This is a genomic window from Bacillus sp. GB_SG_008 (genome assembly GCF_052038115.1).
Classification (GTDB): Bacteria; Bacillota; Bacilli; order Bacillales; family Bacillaceae_G; genus Bacillus_A; species Bacillus_A rhizoplanae.
The window spans coordinates 189,626-211,893 of sequence record NZ_JBPZSK010000003.1 but is presented as its reverse complement, the minus strand read 5'-3'; the positions used below and the strand labels follow the sequence as shown (position 1 = coordinate 211,893).

The window sequence follows — 22,268 nt, the reverse complement described above, 5'->3', positions numbered from 1 at the left end:
GTTAGAAGGGTTTTTTATATGTTTTTTCATCCGGCCATCTCCTCTCTCCAGGTAAAGGAGGAGAAGTTTTTGAAAACTGTAACGGATTTTTTGAAAATGAAAGAACAAAGTGAGCCGATTGCGATGGTAACTGCATATGACTATCCATCAGCAAAGTTTGCTGAAGAAGCAGAAGTTGACATGATTTTAGTTGGTGACTCGCTTGGCATGGTTGTGCTTGGCTATGACTCAACAATTCCAGTAACAGTTGATGATATGATTCATCATACGAAAGCAGTGCGCCGCGGCGCGAAAAATACATTTGTTGTAACAGATATGCCATTTATGTCTTATCACGTTTCACTGCAAGAAACAATGCATAACGCACGCCGTATTGTACAAGAAAGCGGTGCACATGCAGTAAAAGTCGAAGGAGCAGATGAAGTTGTATCAATCATTCGTTTCCTTACGAATGCAGGCATTCCGGTTGTAGCCCATCTTGGATTAACACCGCAATCTGTCGGTGTGCTAGGTGGCTATAAAGTGCAAGGAAAAGATGCAGAAAGCGCGAAGAAGTTGTTAGAAGACGCTAAAAAATGCGAAGAAGCGGGAGCAATTGCGCTTGTATTAGAGTGTGTACCGATGCAATTAGCGGAGCTTGTAACAAAACAATTATCAATTCCAACCATCGGTATCGGCGCTGGTAATGGAACGGATGGTCAAGTTCTCGTATATCACGATCTTATTACGTATGGTGTAAAACGCGTTCCGAAATTTGTGAAGCAGTACACATCTGTGCAAGAAGAGATAGTAAGAGGGATTGGACAATATGTTCATGAAGTAAAGGAAAGACAATTTCCAGAGAAAGAACATTCGTTTACGATGAAAGAAGAAGAATGCTTAGCGTTATACGGAGGAAAACAATAATGCATATTATTACGACAGTGCAAGAGATGCAGCAAATCGCGGGTGAGCTTCGTGCAAGTGGGCAAAAAGTTGGATTCGTTCCAACGATGGGCTATTTGCATGAAGGACATTTAACATTACTGAGACAAGCGAAAAAAGAAAATGATATTGTTATGTTAAGTATATTTGTAAATCCGTTGCAATTTGGTCCGAATGAAGATTTAGATCGTTATCCGCGTGATATCGAGCGTGATGAGCGCTTAGCGCGTGAAGTAGAAGTGGATTATTTATTTTATCCAAGTGTCGAAGAAATGTATCCAGCGCAGCGAACAACGAATATTGAAGTTGTGAAGCGTACGGATGTTTTGTGCGGAAAGCAGCGACCAGGTCATTTTGCTGGAGTTGTAACTGTATTGATGAAGCTTTTCAATATTACAATGCCAAATCGTGCGTATTTTGGTATGAAAGATGCACAGCAAGTAGCAGTTATTGAGGGATTTGTGGATGATTATAATATTCCTGTTACAATTGTGCCAGTTGAGATTGTACGCGAAGAAGATGGCTTAGCACGTAGCTCTCGCAACATTTATTTATCAGAGAGAGAACGCCAAGAAGCACCGCATTTATATAAAAGCTTATGCATGGCGAAAGAACGAGTTGCTAAAGGGGAGCGTAACCCAAAAAATATTACGAACTTTATTAAAGAATATATTGAAACGAACACACATGGTGTTGTCGATTATGCTGATCTATATGCGTATCCGAATTTAACTGAGGTTGAGAAAGTAAGCGGGCGTATGATTATTGCAATAGCTGTAAAGTTTGAAAATGCACGATTAATTGATAATATTACATTTACGGTTGAATAAGGAGGAGCAACTATGTTTCGCACAATGATGAGAGCGAAGTTACACCGAGGTACGGTAACGGAAGCAAATTTAAATTATGTAGGAAGTATTACAATTGATGAGGATTTAATGGATGCAGTTGGTATTGTTGAAAATGAGAAAGTGCAAATTGTAAACAATAATAACGGTGCTCGTTTAGAAACATATGTTATAAAAGGAGAACGCGGCACAGGGGTAATCTGTTTAAACGGCGCAGCTGCTCGACTCGTTCAGCCGGGCGATAAAGTCATTATCATTTGCTACGGGCTAGTTTCAGAAGAAAAAGTACTAACGCATGTTCCGAAAATTGCTGTTTTAGATGACAATAATCAAATTGTGGAAATGCTTGGAGCGGAAAAAGCAGGCACAATTTTATAATGTATAAGAAAAGCTATCTCTGCGAAAGGGATAGCTTTTCTTGTACGAAAGCAAAATCATTTCATTTTTCGTATCTTTCCATTAAGATGAGTGAAAACGTGGTATAGTAACACTATAGAAATTTTTGTTGTTTGAAAGGTAAGAAATTGAGGTGTCATAGATGAGTAAGCGTTATGTCCTAGTCGATTTAGAAACGACAGGGAATGCCTGGAAAGACGGGAAAGATAAAATTACTCAAATTGCAGCAGTTGTTGTAGAGGATGGAGAAATTCTTGAAATTTTCTCTTCTTTTATAAATCCTGAACGGGACATTCCACCATTTATTACAGAATTGACGGGAATTGATGAAAAACTTGTGAGACAAGCCCCGTTGTTCCGAGATGTAGCGCCGATGATTATTGAACTATTACAAGGTGCGTACTTCGTTGCGCATAACGTTCATTTTGATTGGAATTTTTTGAAAGAAGAATTACGGCAAGCTGGATTCTCAGAAGTAGCATGTCCGAAAATTGATACAGTTGAACTGGCACATATTTTATTGCCGACAGCTGATAGTTATAAATTGCGTGATTTAGCAAAAAGATATGGCTTTGACCATGATCAGCCTCATCGTGCTGATAGTGATGCGATGGTGACAGCAGAGATATTTTTACAATTACTTTCTAAAGTGGAAAGTTTACCACTTGTTACATTGCAATCGTTATATGAATTAAGCGATATGTTCCAAAGTAACATTGGTGACATTATGTCTGCATGTATTTTGAATAAAGTGATACATGGAACAGATGACGAGAAAAAATATGATATACACCGAAACATTGCTCTTTGCAAACGCAATTATACATTGCAAGTAGGTGAAGAGAATATTGCTGATTTTTCTTCTTTTTTAACAGAAGCGATGCAGCGCTTAGCTGAAGTAATGCCGTCTTTTGAAAAAAGAGAAGGACAGCAGATGATGATAAATGAGATTTATGAAGCGCTTAGGGACTCCAGATTTTCGCTAATTGAAGCAGGAACAGGTACGGGGAAAACACTAGCGTATTTACTTCCTAGTATTTTTTATGCGAAAGAAAAAGAACAGCCAGTAGTTATTAGTACACAAACTGTACAGTTGCAGCAACAAATTTTAGCGAAGGAAATCCCAATGTTAAAAAAAATACTTCCATTTCCGTTTGAAGTAGCGATGTTAAAAGGCCGGAAACATTATCTATGTTTACATAAATTTGAGCAGGCACTGGGTGAAGTGGACAATCATTACGATGATGCATTAACGAAAGCGAAAATTTTAGTATGGCTTCTTGATACAGAATCGGGAGATCGAGATGAGTTAAATATTCCAGCCGGAGGAAAGCTACTATGGGAGCGTATTTGCAGTGATGTTCATAATTCAAATAGCATGAAAAATGCGTGGTTTAGCCGCTGTTTTTATCAGCGTGCAAAAAATAAAGCATTATTTGCTGATGTTGTAATCACAAATCATACATTATTATTTCAAGATTTCGTAAGTGAAGAACCATTACTTGCATCATGTGAACATATTATTTTTGATGAAGCACACCATCTGGAAGAAACGGCAAGTAGAGCGTTAGGAGAGCAGTTTTCTTGTATGTATTTTCAACTTATTTTATCGCGTTTTGGTACGCTAGAAACATCTGATGTGTTAGCCAAAGTGTACGATATGATGAAGCAGTCGCAAATTGCTGTTCGTTCTGAGTTTCAAACGATTAGTCGTACGTTGAAAGAAATCAAATTTGACGCAGATGAGCTCTTCCAAATGCTGCGTACATTTATATTTCAAAAAACAAAGCAAGAACACGTACCTGGAAATATACCGCTCATATATCGTTATGATGCAAATAAAGAAAGAGGAAAACTTTGGCGCAGTATTGTTGAATTAACGGATCGTTTTGTGCATCAACTAGGCATATTACTTACGTTATTAGAAAAACAAGGTGAAATGTTACAAAAGCAAAATGAATGGGAAATGCATATGATTACAGGGGAGTTTGTGCATCTTATAGAGGTGCTTTCTAATATGACCCATTCTTTACGGAAACTTATTTTAGAAAATACGAGTCATGTGACATGGATGGAAGCAGAAACGAAAGGAACAATTCATTCGACTATCCTATATGCACAGCCAGTTGATATAAGCGATTTATTTGCAGATCAATTTTTAACACGTAAACGGAGCGTTATTTTTACTTCAGCCACTTTAACTGTAAATGATACGTTTGATTATATAGAAGAAGAGCTTGGATTAGTGGATTTTACACCGAATACATTAACAATTCCATCACCATTTCATTATGAAGAGCAAGTAAAATTAATGGTTTCAACAGATGTTCCACATATTAAACATGTAAGTGAAGAAGAGTATGTAAGAGCAGTGTCTGAACATATTATGAAAATTGCTAAAGCTACAAATGGTCGAATGCTTGTTTTATTTACATCATACGAAATGTTAAAGCAGACATATGAAGTATTGAAAAAAGAAGAGGTGCTGGAAGAATTTCTTTTATTGACACAGAGTGTTCATAATCGTAGCCGCACCCGAATGATTCGAAAGTTTCAGGAGTTTGAAAAATCCATTTTATTAGGAACAAGCAGTTTTTGGGAAGGAATTGACATACCAGGAGAGGCGTTAAGCTGTCTTGTAATTGTTCGTCTCCCGTTCACGTCACCAGATCAGCCAATGATGCAAGCGAAAAGGGAACGGCTAAAAGAAAAAGGAGAAGATGCATTTACAAAGATTGCTTTGCCACAAGCAATCCTTCGTTTTAAACAAGGTTTTGGACGCCTTATTCGTACAACGACGGATACAGGAACAGTATTTGTGTTAGATCGTCGTCTCACCTCATCTTTTTATGGGAAACGATTTGTTCAATCTATCCCGAGCATTCCATTGTACGAAGGACCGTTAGAGGATTTAATGGAAAAAATGGAATAATAAGGAAAATTATCCATGAGTGAAGGGATTCTCCATCCCTCACTCATGGATTAGCAGTTATTCTTCATCTATTTTCTTTGGTTTCTTGGAATGTTGAGGGGGCTTACTGCTTGCGAATAGCATGATAAAAATTAACGCCTAAAGCAAATTTGCTTCAGGCGTTACATGTGGGTAGGAGGAAATTTTATTTTTTCTTACATTAAGTATAGAAATACGATGGTTTTCGACTTCAAACCTTTTTTTGAAGAACATGTCCTGCTATAATAGATGGGTGATGAAGCAGGGTTTATAAAGAATGTACTCTTATTGTAACCGCAATGCGTTCTTCTATGATTAGAAATTTTGTGTAACGGAGGAGTTTTTATGGAGAAGAAAATTGAAGTACTATCAACGACGCGTCTTGGATACACGTCTGATTTATACAAAATTGTTGATAGTTTAAATCGAACATTAAAAGAAAAAGATTTGATGTTCGGATTAGCGTTAGATGAAAAAGAAAAAGAGACAGCAATATTTACGATTTACAGAACGTAGTGATACAATGAAAAAGTGGATTTTGACAATTTTTATTGTAATCGTTGCTGTTGTTTTATATGGGGTACACATCTATAATACAACGATGGAGAAAAAAATTCCGAAAGAATCGAAAACAGTTGAGATTGCAAAAGAAAAGGCAAAACTTACTAAAGTAACAAAAGTCGATTATTATAACGGTCAAGCTCCATATGAAGTTGTACAAGGTGTGAATGAAAAAGGAGAACAATATATCGTTTGGGTGCCTGAGAAAAAAGGAGATATTCTAGTGCGAAAAGCAAGCGAAGGTATTTCTGAAAAAGATGCTTTGCAAATTGTTGCCAAAGAGCGAAAGCCGAAGCAATTTGTGAAAGCAAAATTAGGCGCTGAAAACAATGTTCCATTATGGGAAGTTACATATATTGATGATGAAAATCGTTACACTTACTATTATCTTGCATTCGAAGATGGTAAGTTTTTAAAACGATATAGCATTGAAAAATAAGTGCAGGGGGAACTCAGGATGAAATTAGCAAAGCGAGTAGCTGCTCTAACACCGTCTACAACGTTAGAAATTACAGCAAAGGCACAAGCCTTAAAAGCAGAAGGACATGACGTAATTGGATTAGGAGCAGGAGAGCCTGACTTTAATACGCCAGAGCATATTATGGATGCTGCTCATAAAGCAATGTTAGAAGGTCATACGAAATATACACCAACAGGTGGATTAGCTACGCTGAAACAAGAAATTATCAAAAAGTTTGAGCGTGACCAAGGTATTTCTTATGAACCATCTCAAATTATTGTGTGTAACGGTGCAAAGCATGCTTTATATACGCTGTTTCAAGTATTACTTGATGAAGGTGATGAAGTTATTATTCCAACTCCATATTGGGTAAGCTATCCAGAGCAAGTAAAGCTTGCAGGTGGTGAACCAGTATATGTAGATGGATTAGAAGAAAATAATTATAAAATCACACCGGAGCAATTGCGTCAAGTAATTACAGAGAAAACGAAAGCTGTAATTATTAACTCACCTAGCAACCCAACAGGGATGATTTATAGTAAAGAAGAGTTGCAGCAGCTTGGGCAAGTATGCGTAGAGCATAACATTTTAATTGTTTCTGATGAAATTTATGAGAAATTAATTTATGGCGATGCAGAGTATACATCAATTGCTCAGCTTTCTAATGAATTAAAAGAACAGACTCTTATTATTAACGGTGTGTCAAAATCGCACTCAATGACAGGCTGGCGTATTGGTTATGCAGCAGGTAATAAAGAACTTATTAAAGCGATGACGAACTTAGCGAGTCACAGTACATCAAACCCTACTTCAATTGCGCAGTACGGAGCGATTGCTGCTTATGCTGGAGATCAACAACCTGTAGAAATGATGCGCAGTGCATTTGAAGAACGATTAAATATCGTTTATGAGAAACTGATTCAAATTCCTGGGTTCTCTTGCATTAAACCGCAAGGAGCGTTCTATCTGTTCCCAAATGTGAAAGAAGCAGTAGCATTAGCTGGTTATGAAACAGTTGATGAATGGGCAAAAGCATTATTAGAAGAAGAAAAAGTTGCCCTCGTTCCAGGAACAGGATTCGGAGCACCAAATAACGTTCGTTTATCATACGCAACTTCACTTGAACAATTAGAGAAAGCGTTAGAACGTATTGATACATTTATGAAAAACAAAATGAAATAAGAGTAGCTCTTTTATTTCTATCTTTGCAATTGCCTTAGACAGTTCAAATCGTACCTCCCTTTCATATAGGGAGGTTTTTTTGACGAATTGTGCCAAAAAGAAATGTGAAAAGGTGTGTTATACTAGAAAGCGAGGTGTTTGATTATGAAGAAGAAAATCATGTTAGAGTGGTTTGAACAAGGCAGCATTGCGATTCCAAAATTATTAATGATGCATTATAAAAAACTCGGTTTAAATGAAGTAGAGTTCATGGTACTGTTGCATGTCCATACATTTTTAGAGTCGGGAAACTCTTTCCCAACACCAGGAGAAATTGCAGAGCGGATGACCATTACACAAACAAAGTGTATGGAGATTATTCAAGCGTTAATTCAAAAAGGCTTTTTAGCGCTAGAAGGAGGACGTAAATCCGCAGCAATGATTTGCGAAAGCTACTCGTTACAGCCTCTTTGGGAAAAGATATTACATTTTTTAATGAGTGAGAATATTGAAGAGGAAGAGCGAGAACAAAAACAATTACAAATCAATTTATATACAGTGTTTGAGCATGAATTTGGAAGGCCATTATCTCCATTTGAGTGCGAGACGTTAGCAATGTGGCAAGATCAGGATAATCACGATCCACTTTTAATCCAAACTGCTCTTCGCGAAGCTGTTATGAGTGGAAAATTGAACTTTCGTTATATCGATCGCATATTGTTTGAATGGAAGAAGAATGGAATTAAAACGGTTGATCAAGCACAGAACCAAGGACGGAAATTTAGAGAAAATCAGCAACGAAATCAGCAAGTATCACGGCAAGAAACGAAGTATACAGGAAAAGTGCCGTTTTATAATTGGCTAGAGCAATAATGGTAGGAGGAAAAAATGCTAAATAAAACACAAATTAGACATTGCCTTGATGTAATGGGAGAGATGTACCCAGAAGCGCATTGTGAACTTAATCATGACAACGCATTTGAACTTGTTATTGCGGTAGCGCTATCTGCGCAGTGTACAGATGTTCTTGTAAATAAAGTAACAAAAAATCTATTTCAAAAATATAAAACACCAGAGGATTATTTAAGCGTGTCTTTAGAAGAATTGCAGCAGGATATTCGTTCTATTGGTTTGTATCGGAATAAGGCGAAAAATATTCAAAAGCTATGCCGTATGCTTATTGATGAGTATGGTGGAGAGGTGCCGCAAGATAGAGACGAGTTAACGAAGTTACCAGGTGTAGGACGAAAAACTGCAAATGTTGTTGTCTCCGTTGCATTTGGTATTCCGGCTATTGCTGTTGATACGCATGTAGAGCGCGTTAGTAAACGACTTGCCTTTTGCAAATGGAAAGATTCTGTATTAGAGGTAGAAAAGACATTAATGAAGAAAGTACCGATGGAAGAGTGGGGCGTAACACATCATCGTATGATCTTTTTTGGGCGCTATCACTGCAAGGCGCAGCGTCCTCAGTGCGAAGAATGCAGATTGTTAGAGCTATGTCGTGAAGGTAAGAAACGCATGAGAGAGAAGGAGAAGAAATGAAGCAAGTACTTGAAATACCAAATGATTTTCGATGTAGTCCTTTCTTTGAAGAAGAGACTGTCATTGAATACAATGCAGAAAAATCATTTGGGGAGCTTTTAGAAGAGACGTGCTTTCTCTTTGATATCGAGCAGCGGTATAAGCCATGGAATGAGATAGAAATGAGTATTTCTACTGTATTAAACTTATGGAAAGAACAAAAAGAAGAGATTTCTATATTATTTCGAAATCGAAACAAAAAAGAAGCAAAAGATCCGATGGTACGATTTGCAGGACATCTTTTATCTATTTTACACTGGATGAATAGAACACCTGTTGTCAGTTTACAGGATATGAATGAACAAATAGAAAGATTAGAAAAAAAACCAGTTAACTTTATGGAACGTTTTTTATTTATTATGAAACAGCCAGATCAGTATCATTCTTTTATTCAGCTGACACAGTTATATGAAGAATTGGAAAAGTTATATGTAAAAGTACTCATTATGCAAAAGAAGCCATCTTCTCGGTAGAGAAGATGGCTTCTTTTTTATTAGTGTGTAGCTTGTTATCGTTATTATTGAGTCGGTTTATTTGGATTTCCACCTTCTGCTGGTGGATTCGGATGATTTCCGTCACCCGGTGTGGTATTTCCGCCACCTGGTGTGGTATTTCCGCCACCTGGTGTGGTATTTCCGTCACCCGGTGTGGTATTTCCACCACCCGGTGTGGTATTTCCGCCACCTGGTGTGGTATTTCCGTCACCCGGTGTGGTATTTCCGCCACCTGGTGTGGTATTTCCACCACCGGGTGCGGTATTCCCGTTGTTTTGATTTTGCTTATCTTGTTCAGCTTTCTTAGCGGCATCTTCTTCAGCCTTTTTCTTAGCAGCATCATCTTCAGCTTTTTTCTTAGCGTCATCACCAGGTACTACTACCGTCGCTGTTACCGGAGCACTAGAGCTATTACCTTTTGTCGCAACGAGAGAAATAGTATAGGTAGCACCAGGTTGTACGCCGCTAATTGTTGCGCTTGTACCACTTATGTCTGGACTTCCGCTGGAACCATCACTGCCTTTGTAGCTTACAGAGTAGGATACATCTGTATCAGATGAACCAGCCCATTTTAGTTGGATGCTATTAGAAGATTGATCATATGCAGCCTGTAAACCACCTGGGGCACTTACGTCAATCTTTTTAATATTATCTTTTTTAGCACCTTTCACATAAAGTTCATCATTTACGCGTTCTACACTACTTGGCATTTCAAAACGAGAGTCATCAGTTCCAAATTCACTCATCATCGCTTTAAACATACGCTGTGCGATCGCTGATGAATTTTTATCAACATAGCCTTCATTTCGTTTATTATACCCAGTCCATACAGCCATCGTATATTGTGGTGTATAGCCTGCAAACCAACTATCAGGACTTCCAGAAGCAGGGAAATCATAATCCCTTAGTTCTTTTGAAGTATAGTTTGTTGTTCCTGTTTTACCAGCAACATCTAGTGAACTAACATTTGCTTTTGTACCAGTACCAGAATCCACAACACTACGAAGCATATCTGTAGTCATATATGCTGTGTAATCTTTCATTACTCGTTTCCCTTTTGGTGTAAAGTTCACTTCTTTGCCATCAGGGTACACAACTTTTGTTACAAAGTGTGGTTTATGATATACACCACCGTCTCCGAATGAGGCATATGCTCCTGCAACTGTAAGAGGAGAAGCTTCATTACTACCAATTGCTGTTGATTCTTGGGCACCATCTGCTCCAAATGTAAAGCCAAGTCCCTCAGCGAAAGTTTGTGCTTTACCTATACCAACTTCTTTAGCAGTTTTGACAGCAGGCACGTTACGGGACTGTGCTAATGCGTCGCGCATTGACATCGGACCTTTGTGGCCGTTATCGAAATTTCGAACCTCTTGTCCTGATGAATATTTATAAGGTGAATCGTCAACTTGATGATATGTTGACCATTGCTTATATTCAATAGCAGGGCCGTAATCAAAAACTGGCTTCATTGTAGAACCTACTTGGCGTTCTGAGTCAATAGCCATGTTATGTCCTTTAAATGTTGCTTTGTTTTCACCGCGTCCGCTACCAATTGCACGAACTTCACCTGAGTTCGTATCCATGAATACGAATGCACCCTGGAATTTTTCATCCGGATAGTTAATGATTTCTTCTGTGTTCATCATTTTATCTGCATAATTCTGAGCTTTTGGATCTAATGTTGTGTAAATTGAAAGACCATCAGAACCAATGTTGACATCTTTAATTTGCGATTCGATTTCTTTTACAGCGGCATCTAAGAATCCTTGATAAGGCATTTGTGTTGCTTCTTGAGACGGCTGAAGACCTTCCGTCACTGGGACTTTCTTCGCATCTTCCATTTCTTTCTTCGTGATATAGCCATGTCGGTTCATTAAATATAATACTGTATCGCGTCGTTCTGTTGCGGCCTTCACGTTTTCTGGTTTTGTCGGATCATAAATACTAGGACCTTGTGGTAATCCTGCAAGCATCGCTGCCTCAGGTAATGTTAAATCTTTTAATTCTTTTCCATAATAATTTTTTGCAGCTGTTGCAATACCGTAAGAACGGTTACCTAAGTTAATTTTGTTTAAGTACATTTCTAGAATTTCATGTTTTGAATATTGCTGCTCTAACTTGTAAGCTAAATACCATTCTTGTACTTTACGTTTTATTGTTTGTTCCGGTGTTAGGTAATAGTTTTTAATAACTTGCTGTGTAATTGTACTACCACCTTGAGTACCGGAGTCACTAGTCAAGTTTGAGAAAATTGCTTTTGCAGTACGCCTAAAATCAATTCCATGGTGCTCATAAAAACGTGAATCTTCTGTAGCTAGGAAGGCATCTTCTACTACTTTTGGAATTTGGTCATATGTGACCTTTGTTCGCTTTTCAGCGCCATATTCATATACGAAATTTCCGTCTTTATCATAAAATTTTGTTGATAATGGAACTTCAAGTTTCGCTTTATCTAATTTTGGAGCATCCTTTATTATAATAAAGAAAGCAGAAACCCCAGCTACTAGTGCCACAATGCCGATTATTAAGCAAGTGATTAGAAATTTGCGTAGAAAAGAACCTTTTTTCTTTGGTTTCGCTTTTTTAGGCTGTTCTTGTTTCTGTTTTTTAGCGTGTTTTCGTTCTTCACGAGAACGATAATTTTCTGACATTATACTTTCTCCTACCTTTCATTTCCTCCCCAAAAGTCGAAAAATGAGCCTTATTGTTGACTCTATCACGAAAAATAAAGTGTGTCTAGTGTATGAATATAATCAATGCGGGGGTGATAACCGCACGATAATAAGTATCCATGCTCTTCCATTTCTTGCTTTGTAATTGATTTACGTCCACCAGCTTCTTGTCGATTCCAAAATGTAATGATATGTTTTGCTTCTAGTAAATAAAATTCATCGAAAAGCGTAAATTTAATAATAACAAATGCAATACCACCATGAGCTAATACTTGCTTCATATGTTTAATTTGGTGAAGATGGAAGTTTTGTAAGGGAAAACTTGTTTTATTTTTAGTTTCTTTCGCTTCAAAGTCAATGTACTTACCTTTGTATACACCGTTGTAGTCGGTTGTAGAAGGTTGCTTAAAGTACGCTTCTTTAATCACAGCAGCACTTCGCTTCGGATAATCGACTTTTACAATTTGAAGAGGGGTGGGCTTTTTATGGACGCAAGCAATATTGTGCGTTAAATAGTACTGATTTGTTTCGTTTAGTTCCTCTTCAAGTGACATACCTCTATTACTATAAGTATGTTTACTTGTAGGCACAGTATGAGTTTGCTGCGTTTCATTATACTTTCTTCCGTTTGGATAACGAATGGTCATGGTTTGTCCACTCCAACTTGCATAGAATCACTTACAAAGGTGATTATATCAAAAAAAATGAAAAATAGGCGATTTTTTTGAATACAGAGAAGAGGCGAGAACATTATGTTTGCACAAAGTGAATATGAAAAAATAAGACAAAAAAGGAAGATTTCTTCCTATACAAAGGAAGAGCAAGAGCTCGTGCATCGTATTGTACAACAAACTCTTCTTGCTAATGTTGATAATATTTCGCGCACGCATGCTTATAAAGAATATTATGAACGCAATAAAGAAATTCGTTGGTCATTTTTAGCCAGTATGGTATCTCGAAATGCAGGCTGGAATATGACAGATTTAGAAGGAAAATATTATCCAAAAGTTTTATCTAATGAGATACGTAAACAGTTATTTCTTACATATGAACGTGCAAATTGGCTTATTTTTTTAGATGCATATCCTCAGCTGCTATTGTATGGATATAGTAAACAAATGCAAAAACCTCTGTTTCATTTGTTGCAAATATTTTCTGTATCGATATTTATGGAAGTAGAATGGAATTATTTTTGGAACCAAAAAAATGAGGATCGACTTATGACGGCTCTCATTATTAATGAACAACATATCATCCAAAAGCCGGTAATTGAGCATCCTTTTTATCAAAAGCATGTATTCCAAACATTATTATTCAAATTTCAGGAATTGTTTCATTTTAGTGCAGTGATATTTCCAACAGTAAATGGGAAATTATATGGTTTCTCCGTACGTCAGTTTGAAACACTGATAAAGAGAATTGAGTTAGGGAAACGATTAGCGTGGTTATTATTTCATCCAACTTATAAGGATTCGTTTTATACATTTTCTTCTCAAACAGTTCATACGGGGGCGAGGTTAGATTATGAACAATACTTCCCTACTTTTAAGGAACAAGATACTCCTCAGCTTCGCGATGTATTTTCTGTCATCTCCCATCATCGTGATGCTGAGAAAGATTGGTTTCATTCAGGAATGAATATAGAGGAATTGTTTTTGTTTGAAGAACCGAAAATAGACATTGATATTACAGAATGGTTTTTACACAAACAGAAGCAATTACACTTGTTTGCTTCACTTAATGACCTTTTTTAACAGAAGTCATTATTCATGATATAATAAAAAAATCCCGCTTCATGAAAAGCGGGAAGAAAGTTAAACAAGCTGTAAGAGACCGATTGGCTCAACTGACTTTTCATGGAAGAGAATCGTTTCCATGAAAAGAAGTTTCACTTTACCCCGCTCAAACGGTTAGTAAGAAGTGAGAGCGGAGAGGAAGTCAAACCAACCGTAAGAGCCCGATTGGTTCAACTAACCATCAATGGGAAAAGCGCCCATTGATGGAAGTTTTACTTTATGTAGCAGGGAAATTTGGTCCATCCAATTTTGGATTTCCTGTTTCTGGTTTATTTTGTTTACTTTGAGTTTGTTTTTTCTTGTTTTCATTTTTGCTTTTAGCCATTGTCAACACCTCCCTTTCGTATTGTTGCCACTTTCATAAACTTCATACAAAAAATCACTTTCTTTGCCGAATTAAAACTAGTTTTGTCAAGCATGCAGGAGCGGAAAAGGAGCTGTCGAATTAACATGACAAACGGAAGGCAAAGAGGGAGGCGTTTTAAAGATGAAAATGGTTCAGAAAGAGGATGTAATGAAAAAAATGGATCAGATGTTAAATACTCTTGATTTGCTTGAAATGAACATGGCACTTAGAGTTAATCATGCGCTTAAGGAAAAAAGAGAATTTGTAGTTAATAAAGAAGAGATAATGGAAATGCATATAAAGCATATGGAAGCAAAATTATTGCAGCATGAAGAGAAAGGTAGTTGGGTACAAACGTTTCAAGTAGTGGCAGTTAGTATATAAGTAGGTGGAAATAGTGGAATATGTAACATTGATTGAAATGACCAAAAAAATAATTGAATATAACGATGAAACGATTATAAAAAAAAGAGAAAGTGAAGAACTTGAGTTTGACTTTTATCATGATATAAAGCCATTCGTGTCTTTAGTAGATAAAGGATTAGAAGAATGGAAACAACTTGCGCTTGAGTGGTTGTATCGAGTAAAGCCTAAATATATACATGTACAGCAAATTGAACAAGTATGTACAAATTTACAAAGCAATTCTTTACAGTGTTTTGCACAGAAAATGAATGGGAAGCGTTTTTATGAAACACATCAGGCGATTCATTATACATTACAAAATATTTTAGAACAATGTAAGTGATAAGAGGGGAGAATCCCCTCTTATTTTTTATCCCGCTATTTACGGGCAGTAAGACCCAACCTCAAGATGCAGAGAGAAACGAAGAAGATATGTGGGGGGACAACTGCCCGTAAAAGCCCGGTTGGTTCAACTTCTATCAGTGGGGATGAAGAAAACCCCACTGATAGAAGTTTCACTTTATACTTCTGTCACGATATTTTTTTCTGTTTCGTAAGCTGGTTTTGTAGCTCCAATTGTTTCTAGTTCACGTGTTACACTTCTATACTGTGATAAGCAAATTTTTCCTTGTAGATAAGAATGTCTTGCAAAATCAAGTAACTCATTCAAATCCTCAGGTTCATATCCCTTTTTTTCAAAAAAATCTTGTTTTAAATCCCCTAATACCATGCTGATTCCTCCCCCATAAGAATCTTTTCTATATAATGGTAGCATACAAACGCTTACTTTTTTATTTTTTTGAAAATTTAAATTTTGCGCAAGGTATAATTTGTATTACTTTATCAACTATCGGTTTTCTTTTACCTTTCATGGTAATGATTTGGAAAAATGGGGATCGACTAGTAATGGCCAATGAAAAAGTTAGTCAACGCAGGAATTTTCAACTTATAGGATGATTACACATTTTTTTTATGATTTCATATTCTAACTATATAGAAAACTGTTAGAGGAGGGAGAATGTATGTTTCAACAGTCCAGCATGTATCAGATTGAACAAGATCCATACTTACGTTATAATATGTATCCTTTTATGCCTTACTATATGAATCAAACAAATTATTTTCAACCTTTTCAACTTCCACAAATGAATCAACCAATGAATCAACCAATGAATCAACCAATGAATCAACCAATGAATCAACCAATGAATCAGCCAATGTTTTATCCACCGAAACAACCTATTCAATCTTCTTTTCATCCACATACGCCATATCCGATGATGAATAAACAAAATTATGCAAAGCAACAGCCAAGTCAATTTTCTAGTTTAATATCGCAATTTAAAACAGCCGATGGAAATTATGACATTAATAAAATGATGGGTACTGCAGGTCAAATGATGAATGCAATGAATCAAATTACTGGTATTGTCAAACAAGTAGGAGGCTTTTTTATAAAGTGAAACTAACCTTTCACGGGTGCTTTTCCCATGAAAGGTTAGTTGAACGAGTCGAGCTTATAAGGGTAGTTTTTTTATCTTTTATATAGGGCAATATGTGTAAAGAATTGAAGAAGGATTTTCTAAAGTATTGATGATATATGTGGCTCAATAAAAACCCAAATTTTACATGCGAAATGTCATAAAAAAGAGTTGTTCGGACCTCCTATCCATTTTACAATGACGGTAGCGTTAAAATATGATGTATGGAGAGGACGAATGTGAACAAGGTTATTTTACTTTTGTTTTTTGTCATGATTACATTAATTGTTTTTATTTTTACAAACTTTAAACAATTTTTATAGACAAATTTCCGATATAGAAATAGGTATTTGTAACAAACGGCTTTTACTCTTTTCTCATATTGTAAAGTGTAAGCTCATTTTCAAACTGTGAGAGGAGAGAAAACTATGTATCATTGTCATCCTTGCTCCGGGGGAGCAGCACCTTTCGGGGGAGCAGTTGCACCTTTCGGGGGAGCAGCACCTTTCGGGGGAGCAGTTGCACCTTTCGGGGGAGCAGCACCTTTCGGGGGAGCAGCACCTTTCGGGGGAGCAGTTGCACCTTTCGGAGGAGCAGTTGCACCTTTTGGGGGAGCAGTGGCACCAATTACAACAACACCTCCTATTGTGCATCCGACAAAATGTTGTGTAACACACACATGCTCAAAAACGGTGGTCCCTCATATTCACCCAACACATATAAAACACGTTCATCATCAGGTAGTGCAATCTCAGCATTATTTCCCACACACACACTCTGCTGCAAATGTTATATCCCCTGCTGATCCAGTGTATGTTGGTGGATTTGGTGGGTTTGGCCCAGGTGGTTCTCAAGTATCGCCACTTGGCCCGAATGTTGGTCCAAATGTAAGTCCAGCAATGTTACCGCCAGGCCCAAATGTTGGCCCAAGTGTAAGTCCAGCAATGTTACCACCAAGCCCAAATGTTGGTGGCATGTTTAAAAAGTAAGTGTTATGCTAGAACTAGCAAATTGCTAGTTCTTTTTTTGAAAAGAGAAGGGGCGTTTCATATGAAAGTTGTAGCTGTTACAGGATATAAGCCATTTGAATTAGGGATTTTTTCAAATGACCATCCTGGAATTTCTTACATAAAAAAAGCGATACAACAAAGGCTGCTTCCTTTGTTAGAAGAAGGATTAGAATGGGTTATAATTAGTGGACAATTAGGGGTAGAACTATGGACAGCTGAAGTTGTATTTGATTTGCAATTGGAATATCCAGATTTGAAATTAGCTGTATTTACCCCTTTTTTAGATCAGGAAGAAAATTGGAAGGAAAACAATCGGGAGTATTATGAATGTATTCTCTCACAAGCAGATCACGTTGATAGTATAACGAAGCGGAAATATGAAAGCCCAGAACAATTCCGGCTAAAAAATCAATTTTTCATTGAAAAAAGTGATGCATTACTTGCTATGTATGATGAAGAGAAACCAGGAAGTCCTAAATACATCGTAGAAGCAGCGAAAAAAAAGGAAGAATCCCAAAATTATCAATGTTATTTTATACTTTTTTCTGATTTACAAGATATAATAGAAGAAGAACAGTGGAATAAGGATATATGATTGACAAAACGAACTGTTTCTGAAAAAATTTACTTAATGAAAGTTTTGGTAAAGACTTGAGGTGACCTAAATGATTTCTGATAAAATTAAGTTAACAGCGAAAGATATTTTAGAAAAAGAGTTTAAAACGGGAATGCGAGGCTATCAACAAGAAGAAGTAGATAAATTTTTAGACATGATTATTAAGGATTATGAAGCATTCCATAAAGAAATTGAACAATTACAGCAACAAAATTCACGTTTAAAGCAAGAATTGGAGCAACAAAAAGCAATGGCACAACAAGTACAATCTCAGCCAGCGCCAACTCCAGCTCCTGTTCCTACTCCGCAACCAGTTTACAATAATACGAATACAGATATTTTAAAACGTCTGTCGAATTTGGAAAAAGCTGTGTTTGGAAGTAAATTGTACGAATAATGGAAGCATCTAAATAAACTTGTAGCAATTTACATGCAAAAAACGTTGCAAAATATTTATGTTTCCACTATACTAATTCATGTCATAACGTTTGGGTAATCGCTGCAACGCTTTGTTGTAGAGGAAAGTCCATGCTCGCACGACCTGAGATGGTCGTAGTGTTCGTGCCTAGCGAAGTCATAAGCTAGGGTATTCTGGCGTAAAGCTGGATTAACGGCAGGGAAAAAACCTAAGTCCATTGGATATGGTTTGACTACCTTTAAAGTGCCACAGTGACGAAGTCCCAGAAGAAATGATGGGAGTGGAACGAGGTAAACCCCACGAGCGAGAAACCCAAATATTGGTAGGGGAACTTTTCCTAAGGAAATGAACGATGGGAAAAGACAGATGCAATTGCTCTGTAGATAGATGATTGCCACCGGAGTACGAGGCGTGGGCCGTTTGCAGTACAAAGGTACAGAACATGGCTTACAGAACGTTATGAACCAATCATGAGTTTGTTCAGCTCTCCTTTGTAAGAGGAGGGCTTTTTATTTGTATGAATTTTTGGAATGTGAGTTAAAATGGTAAAGAAAGTTTTACAAATTTAATACAATTGAAGTGAAATAAAATGTTATGATTTTAACTGGTTAGCAGAGAACAGTTACTGTCAATGAGTGTTTGATTATATATATGAGGAGAATGGAAATGGGAAAAGTTACTTTAATTGCAACTGCTGCAATGGGAATTGAAGCACTTGTTGCAAGAGAAGTTCGCAATCTCGGTTATGAATGCCAGGTAGATAATGGGAAAGTAACGTTTGAAGCGGACGAAAAAGCTATTTGTCGCAGTAATTTATGGCTCCGTACAGCGGATCGTGTAAAAATTAAAGTTGGTGAATTTAAGGCAACAACATTTGATGAATTATTTGAAAAAACAAAGGCGCTAAATTGGGGGGATTATATTCCGGAAAATGGAGAATTCCCTGTTATCGGTAAATCGATTAAATCTACACTATTTAGTGTACCTGATTGTCAAAGTATCGTAAAAAAAGCAGTCGTTGAAAAATTAAAAAGTACATATAGACGCACAACATGGTTTGAAGAGAATGGCCCGCTATTTCGTATCGAAGTTGCGCTATTAAAAGATGTAGCAACGTTGACAATTGATGCAAGTGGTGTTGGGCTTCATAAGCGTGGATACCGCGTTGGACAAGGGGAAGCACCGTTAAAAGAAACATTGGCAGCTTCATTAATTATGTTAACCAACTGGAAGCCAGATCGCCCGTTTGTAGATCCTTTTTGCGGTTCTGGAACGATTCCACTTGAAGCCGCATTAATTGGTCAAAATATTGCTCCAGGCTTTAACCGTGATTTTGCTTCTGATGGATGGGGTTGGATTGGTAAACAAAATTGGGATGAAGCTCGTCAAGAAGTGGAAGACTTAGCAAATTATGATCAACCTCTTCAAATTATCGGATCAGATATTGATCATCGCATGGTACAAGTTGCCCAGGATAATGCTGATGAAGTAGGGCTTGGTGATCTTATTACATTTAAGCAAATGCAAGTAAAAGATTTTACAACAAAAGAGGAATATGGTTATGTTGTGACGAATCCTCCATACGGAGAGCGTTTAAGTGAAAAGCCTCTTGTTGAAAAAATGTATGCAGAGATGGGACAAGCATTCCGACCGCTGGATACTTGGTCTTTATATATATTAACAAGCCATCCAGAGTTTGAGAAATGGTACGGCAAAGATGCATCAAAGAAACGAAAATTATTTAATGGATTTATTCGCACTGATTACTATCAGTATTTTGGCAAACGTCCGCCGCGTGATTAGTATAAAACTTCTTTAGAACGCATATACTTGCTATTATGCGATAATCTAAAGGAGGAAGCGCTAATGGATGGTTTGCAATTTTCTATGATTCAAAAAGCTATTCATCGAACGTATGATGAATTAGAAAAAGAGGTAAACCTTCACGGCGTAGCGGATCATAAATTACAAAGAGCACGTGAAGAATATCTATCAGCTTTATCACATGAAACATTAATTGATAAACAGTATTTAAAATCATTGATAGAGTAGAAAAGTTTTCCTGCAATTAGGAAAACTTTTTTCGCTCGTTTGTTATGTAAGCAACAAGAAAACAGCAACTGCTCTTTTTATGAGTGGTTGCTCTGTCTTTTTATATAGAAATTATGTAGTTGGAGGAATACGATGTTTACGAAGCAAAAGCTGCCATTTGAAGTGGGGAAACAAGATAATTTTTTCGACAAGTTAAATGAGTGGATTGGAGACGTATTTTACGACATTTTACCAGAAAAGGGATTTGAAGAGCGTGATGAGCAAATTTTTATGGCGTTCCAATTAGAACGAGCATTTCAAGAGAAGAAAGTAATGTTTGCTGAAGCGGGTGTTGGAACAGGAAAGACGATTGTATACCTTCTTTATGCGATTTGTTATGCACGTTATACAGGGAAGCCAGCTATTATTGCTTGTGCGGATGAAACGTTGATTGAGCAGCTCGTGAAAGAAGAAGGGGACATTGCTAAATTATCAGAAGCATTAGGACTATCTGTCGATGTACGTTTGGCAAAATCAATGGAGAATTACCTATGTTTACGTAAGCTTGAAGATGTAATGAGTGGACGAGCTCCGGAAGTGATTGAAGATTTATATTATGAATTGCCTCAATTCGTATTTGATCATGGAACAATGCAAAACTTTACTCATTACGGCGATCGAAAAGAATTTCCGTTATTAAACGATGAAGAATGGTCTAAAGTATCTTGGGACTATTTCCAGGATTGTTTCACGTGTGAGTCTCGTCATCGCTGTGGACAAACATTATCTCGTGAACATTATCGTAAAGCAGCAGATTTAATTATTTGTTCGCAAGATTTCTATATGGACCATATTTGGACGTATGATGCACGTAAACGTGAAGGACAAATGCCGTTGTTACCGGAAAGTAGCTGCGTTGTTTTTGATGAAGGGCATCTTGTAGAATATGCAGCGCAAAAAGCACTTACGTATCGTTTAAAACAAACAATGATGGAGCAACTTTTAACAAGATTACTGCAAAATGATATTCGCGAAGAGTTCGCTCATTTAGTAGAAGAAACTATTTGGCAAACGGAACAGTTCTTTGAAGCGCTAAAAGAAAGTAAGAAAGAAATTGCTGGTTCTGATCGTCTAGAAATTCAATTAACAGAAAAAGTAACGACAGAAGCAAAGCGCTTATATGCAAAAATTTCTGAAGTTGGCGATGCGCTTGTTTTTGAAAGTGAAATGTACACAGTAAACACGTATGATTTAAATATTGTTGACGAACATTTAGATGTATTAGAGCATTCATTACGATTGTTTATGCATGAGAAAAATGTAATTACGTGGGGAGAAGAAGGTGATGGTGCCTTTACGCTTGTTATTATGCCGCGTGCTGTAGAAGAAGTGCTGCAAGAAAAAGTATTCTCCAAAAAAATTCCGTACATCTTCTCATCTGCGACATTATCAGAAAACAATTCATTTGCATTTACTGCAAATAGTTTAGGGGTAAAAGATTATTTATCATTCTCAGTTGCTTCTCCGTTTGAATATGAAGAGCAGATGAAAGTGTACTTACCGACATATGCAAAAGCGAACGAATGGGAAAGAAAATGTCAGTACGCATTAGAAGAAATTCAAAAAACAAATGGACGTACATTGATTCTATTCCGTACAAAACAAGAATTAATAGCATTTAAAGAATATGTAGGGAAAGAACAAATGTCAGTACCGTTTTTATATGAAGGAGATCAAGAGATTAGTCAGCTTGTTTCTCGTTTCCAAAATGAAGAGGAAACGGTATTATGTGCAGTTCATTTATGGGAAGGTTTAGATATTCCAGGTTCTTCGTTATCTCACGTTATTATTTGGTCGCTTCCATTCCCTCCAAATGATCCTGTATTTGAAGCGAAGCGCAAGCATGTAAATGATCCGTTTTGGGATGTTGACGTTCCATATATGATTTTACGTCTTCGTCAAGGAATTGGGCGTTTAATTCGTACGAGCGAAGATAAAGGATATATTTCGTTATTCTTATCAGAAGGTGAGAATGAGAAAGTAGTAGAAGCTGTTAAACGAGTTCTCCCAGTAGAAGGGGAAATGTTACAATAAGCTTGGCGTATGCCAAGC

General features: G+C 37.0%; 23 protein-coding genes and 1 other RNA gene. 21 read left to right on the top strand and 3 right to left on the bottom strand.

Annotated elements, in window-relative coordinates; translation table 11 throughout:
* Positions 1–69 precede the first annotated feature (69 nt).
* From panB to ACTDJC_RS08765, 10 genes are all read left to right on the top strand, one after another.
* Positions 70–906 (top strand): 3-methyl-2-oxobutanoate hydroxymethyltransferase, encoded by an 837-nt coding sequence (gene panB, locus ACTDJC_RS08810; protein ID WP_098309384.1) that lies wholly within the window; start codon positions 70–72, stop codon positions 904–906.
* Entirely contained in the window at positions 906–1,754 is an 849-nt protein-coding gene (gene panC, locus ACTDJC_RS08805) for a pantoate--beta-alanine ligase (RefSeq protein ID WP_098309383.1), read from the top strand. Before panB ends, panC begins: the two co-directional genes overlap by 1 nt.
* 12 nt (positions 1,755–1,766) lie before the next feature.
* Positions 1,767–2,150 carry an aspartate 1-decarboxylase gene (panD, locus tag ACTDJC_RS08800; RefSeq protein WP_098309382.1) on the top strand — a complete coding sequence of 128 codons (384 nt, stop codon included), beginning with the start codon at positions 1,767–1,769 and terminating at the stop codon, positions 2,148–2,150.
* Positions 2,151–2,310: 160 nt separating this feature from the next.
* Positions 2,311–5,100: an ATP-dependent DNA helicase DinG gene (dinG, locus tag ACTDJC_RS08795; RefSeq protein WP_440603178.1), complete on the top strand. Its 2,790-nt coding sequence runs from the start codon at positions 2,311–2,313 to the stop codon at positions 5,098–5,100.
* 363 nt (positions 5,101–5,463) lie between these two features.
* Positions 5,464–5,634 carry a YpmA family protein gene (locus ACTDJC_RS08790; RefSeq protein WP_098309380.1) on the top strand — a complete coding sequence of 57 codons (171 nt, stop codon included), beginning with the start codon at positions 5,464–5,466 and terminating at the stop codon, positions 5,632–5,634.
* 7 nt (positions 5,635–5,641) lie between these two features.
* Entirely contained in the window at positions 5,642–6,118 is a 477-nt protein-coding gene (locus ACTDJC_RS08785; protein ID WP_429719119.1) for a cell wall elongation regulator TseB-like domain-containing protein, read from the top strand.
* Positions 6,119–6,136: 18 nt separating this feature from the next.
* Positions 6,137–7,321 (top strand): pyridoxal phosphate-dependent aminotransferase, encoded by a 1,185-nt coding sequence (locus ACTDJC_RS08780; RefSeq protein WP_440603177.1) that lies wholly within the window; start codon positions 6,137–6,139, stop codon positions 7,319–7,321.
* A gap of 144 nt (positions 7,322–7,465) precedes the next feature.
* Positions 7,466–8,173, top strand: a complete 708-nt coding sequence (gene dnaD / locus ACTDJC_RS08775; RefSeq protein ID WP_440603176.1) for a DNA replication protein DnaD — start codon at positions 7,466–7,468, stop codon at positions 8,171–8,173.
* A 15-nt stretch (positions 8,174–8,188) separates the two neighbouring features.
* A complete protein-coding gene (nth, locus tag ACTDJC_RS08770) occupies positions 8,189–8,845 on the top strand; it encodes an endonuclease III (RefSeq protein WP_098309376.1) in 657 nt (218 codons plus the stop codon).
* On the top strand, positions 8,842–9,357 hold the full coding sequence (locus ACTDJC_RS08765) for a YpoC family protein (RefSeq protein WP_440603175.1): 516 nt from the start codon (positions 8,842–8,844) through the stop codon (positions 9,355–9,357). The genes nth and ACTDJC_RS08765 overlap by 4 nt, the downstream gene beginning before the upstream one ends.
* 44 nt (positions 9,358–9,401) lie before the next feature.
* Here the strand turns inward: ACTDJC_RS08765 and ACTDJC_RS08760 are convergent, their stop codons facing one another.
* A complete protein-coding gene (locus ACTDJC_RS08760; RefSeq protein WP_440603174.1) occupies positions 9,402–12,032 on the bottom strand; it encodes a PBP1A family penicillin-binding protein in 2,631 nt (876 codons plus the stop codon).
* Between the two features lie 65 nt (positions 12,033–12,097).
* On the bottom strand, positions 12,098–12,700 hold the full coding sequence (recU, locus tag ACTDJC_RS08755) for a Holliday junction resolvase RecU (RefSeq protein WP_098309374.1): 603 nt from the start codon (positions 12,698–12,700) through the stop codon (positions 12,098–12,100).
* Positions 12,701–12,805: 105 nt separating this feature from the next.
* Here recU and ACTDJC_RS08750 point away from each other — a divergent pair, with 105 nt between their 5' ends.
* The 3 genes from ACTDJC_RS08750 (at position 12,806) to ACTDJC_RS08740 (ending at position 14,943) form a co-directional block, all read left to right on the top strand.
* Complete coding sequence (locus ACTDJC_RS08750; protein WP_440603173.1) at positions 12,806–13,807, top strand: DUF2515 domain-containing protein; 1,002 nt, start codon at positions 12,806–12,808, stop codon at positions 13,805–13,807.
* Positions 13,808–14,336: 529 nt separating this feature from the next.
* Entirely contained in the window at positions 14,337–14,579 is a 243-nt protein-coding gene (locus ACTDJC_RS08745; RefSeq protein ID WP_253629128.1) for a hypothetical protein, read from the top strand.
* Positions 14,580–14,592: 13 nt separating this feature from the next.
* Entirely contained in the window at positions 14,593–14,943 is a 351-nt protein-coding gene (locus tag ACTDJC_RS08740) for a YppE family protein (protein WP_440603172.1), read from the top strand.
* Between the two features lie 177 nt (positions 14,944–15,120).
* Here ACTDJC_RS08740 and ACTDJC_RS08735 read toward each other — a convergent pair whose 3' ends face one another.
* Entirely contained in the window at positions 15,121–15,330 is a 210-nt protein-coding gene (locus tag ACTDJC_RS08735) for a YppF family protein (RefSeq protein ID WP_098309369.1), read from the bottom strand.
* A 292-nt stretch (positions 15,331–15,622) separates the two neighbouring features.
* Here ACTDJC_RS08735 and ACTDJC_RS08730 point away from each other — a divergent pair, with 292 nt between their 5' ends.
* The 8 genes from ACTDJC_RS08730 to ACTDJC_RS08695 all read left to right on the top strand — a co-directional run bounded on the left by ACTDJC_RS08730 (position 15,623) and on the right by ACTDJC_RS08695 (position 22,250).
* Entirely contained in the window at positions 15,623–16,063 is a 441-nt protein-coding gene (locus ACTDJC_RS08730; RefSeq protein WP_440603171.1) for a YppG family protein, read from the top strand.
* 635 nt (positions 16,064–16,698) lie between these two features.
* Positions 16,699–17,070, top strand: coding sequence for a CotD family spore coat protein (locus ACTDJC_RS08725; RefSeq protein WP_440603466.1), 372 nt, complete (start codon positions 16,699–16,701; stop codon positions 17,068–17,070).
* Positions 17,071–17,131: 61 nt separating this feature from the next.
* Entirely contained in the window at positions 17,132–17,686 is a 555-nt protein-coding gene (locus ACTDJC_RS08720; RefSeq protein WP_098309366.1) for a DUF1273 domain-containing protein, read from the top strand.
* Between the two features lie 70 nt (positions 17,687–17,756).
* Positions 17,757–18,104: a cell division regulator GpsB gene (gpsB, locus tag ACTDJC_RS08715; RefSeq protein ID WP_098309365.1), complete on the top strand. Its 348-nt coding sequence runs from the start codon at positions 17,757–17,759 to the stop codon at positions 18,102–18,104.
* Between the two features lie 87 nt (positions 18,105–18,191).
* Positions 18,192–18,580: RNase P RNA component class B (gene rnpB / locus ACTDJC_RS08710), an RNA gene on the top strand.
* 211 nt (positions 18,581–18,791) lie between these two features.
* Positions 18,792–19,928, top strand: coding sequence for a THUMP domain-containing class I SAM-dependent RNA methyltransferase (locus tag ACTDJC_RS08705; RefSeq protein ID WP_098309364.1), 1,137 nt, complete (start codon positions 18,792–18,794; stop codon positions 19,926–19,928).
* 63 nt (positions 19,929–19,991) lie between these two features.
* A complete protein-coding gene (locus tag ACTDJC_RS08700; protein ID WP_440603170.1) occupies positions 19,992–20,177 on the top strand; it encodes a DUF3921 family protein in 186 nt (61 codons plus the stop codon).
* 132 nt (positions 20,178–20,309) lie between these two features.
* Complete coding sequence (locus tag ACTDJC_RS08695; RefSeq protein ID WP_098309362.1) at positions 20,310–22,250, top strand: ATP-dependent DNA helicase; 1,941 nt, start codon at positions 20,310–20,312, stop codon at positions 22,248–22,250.
* Positions 22,251–22,268 lie beyond the last annotated feature (18 nt).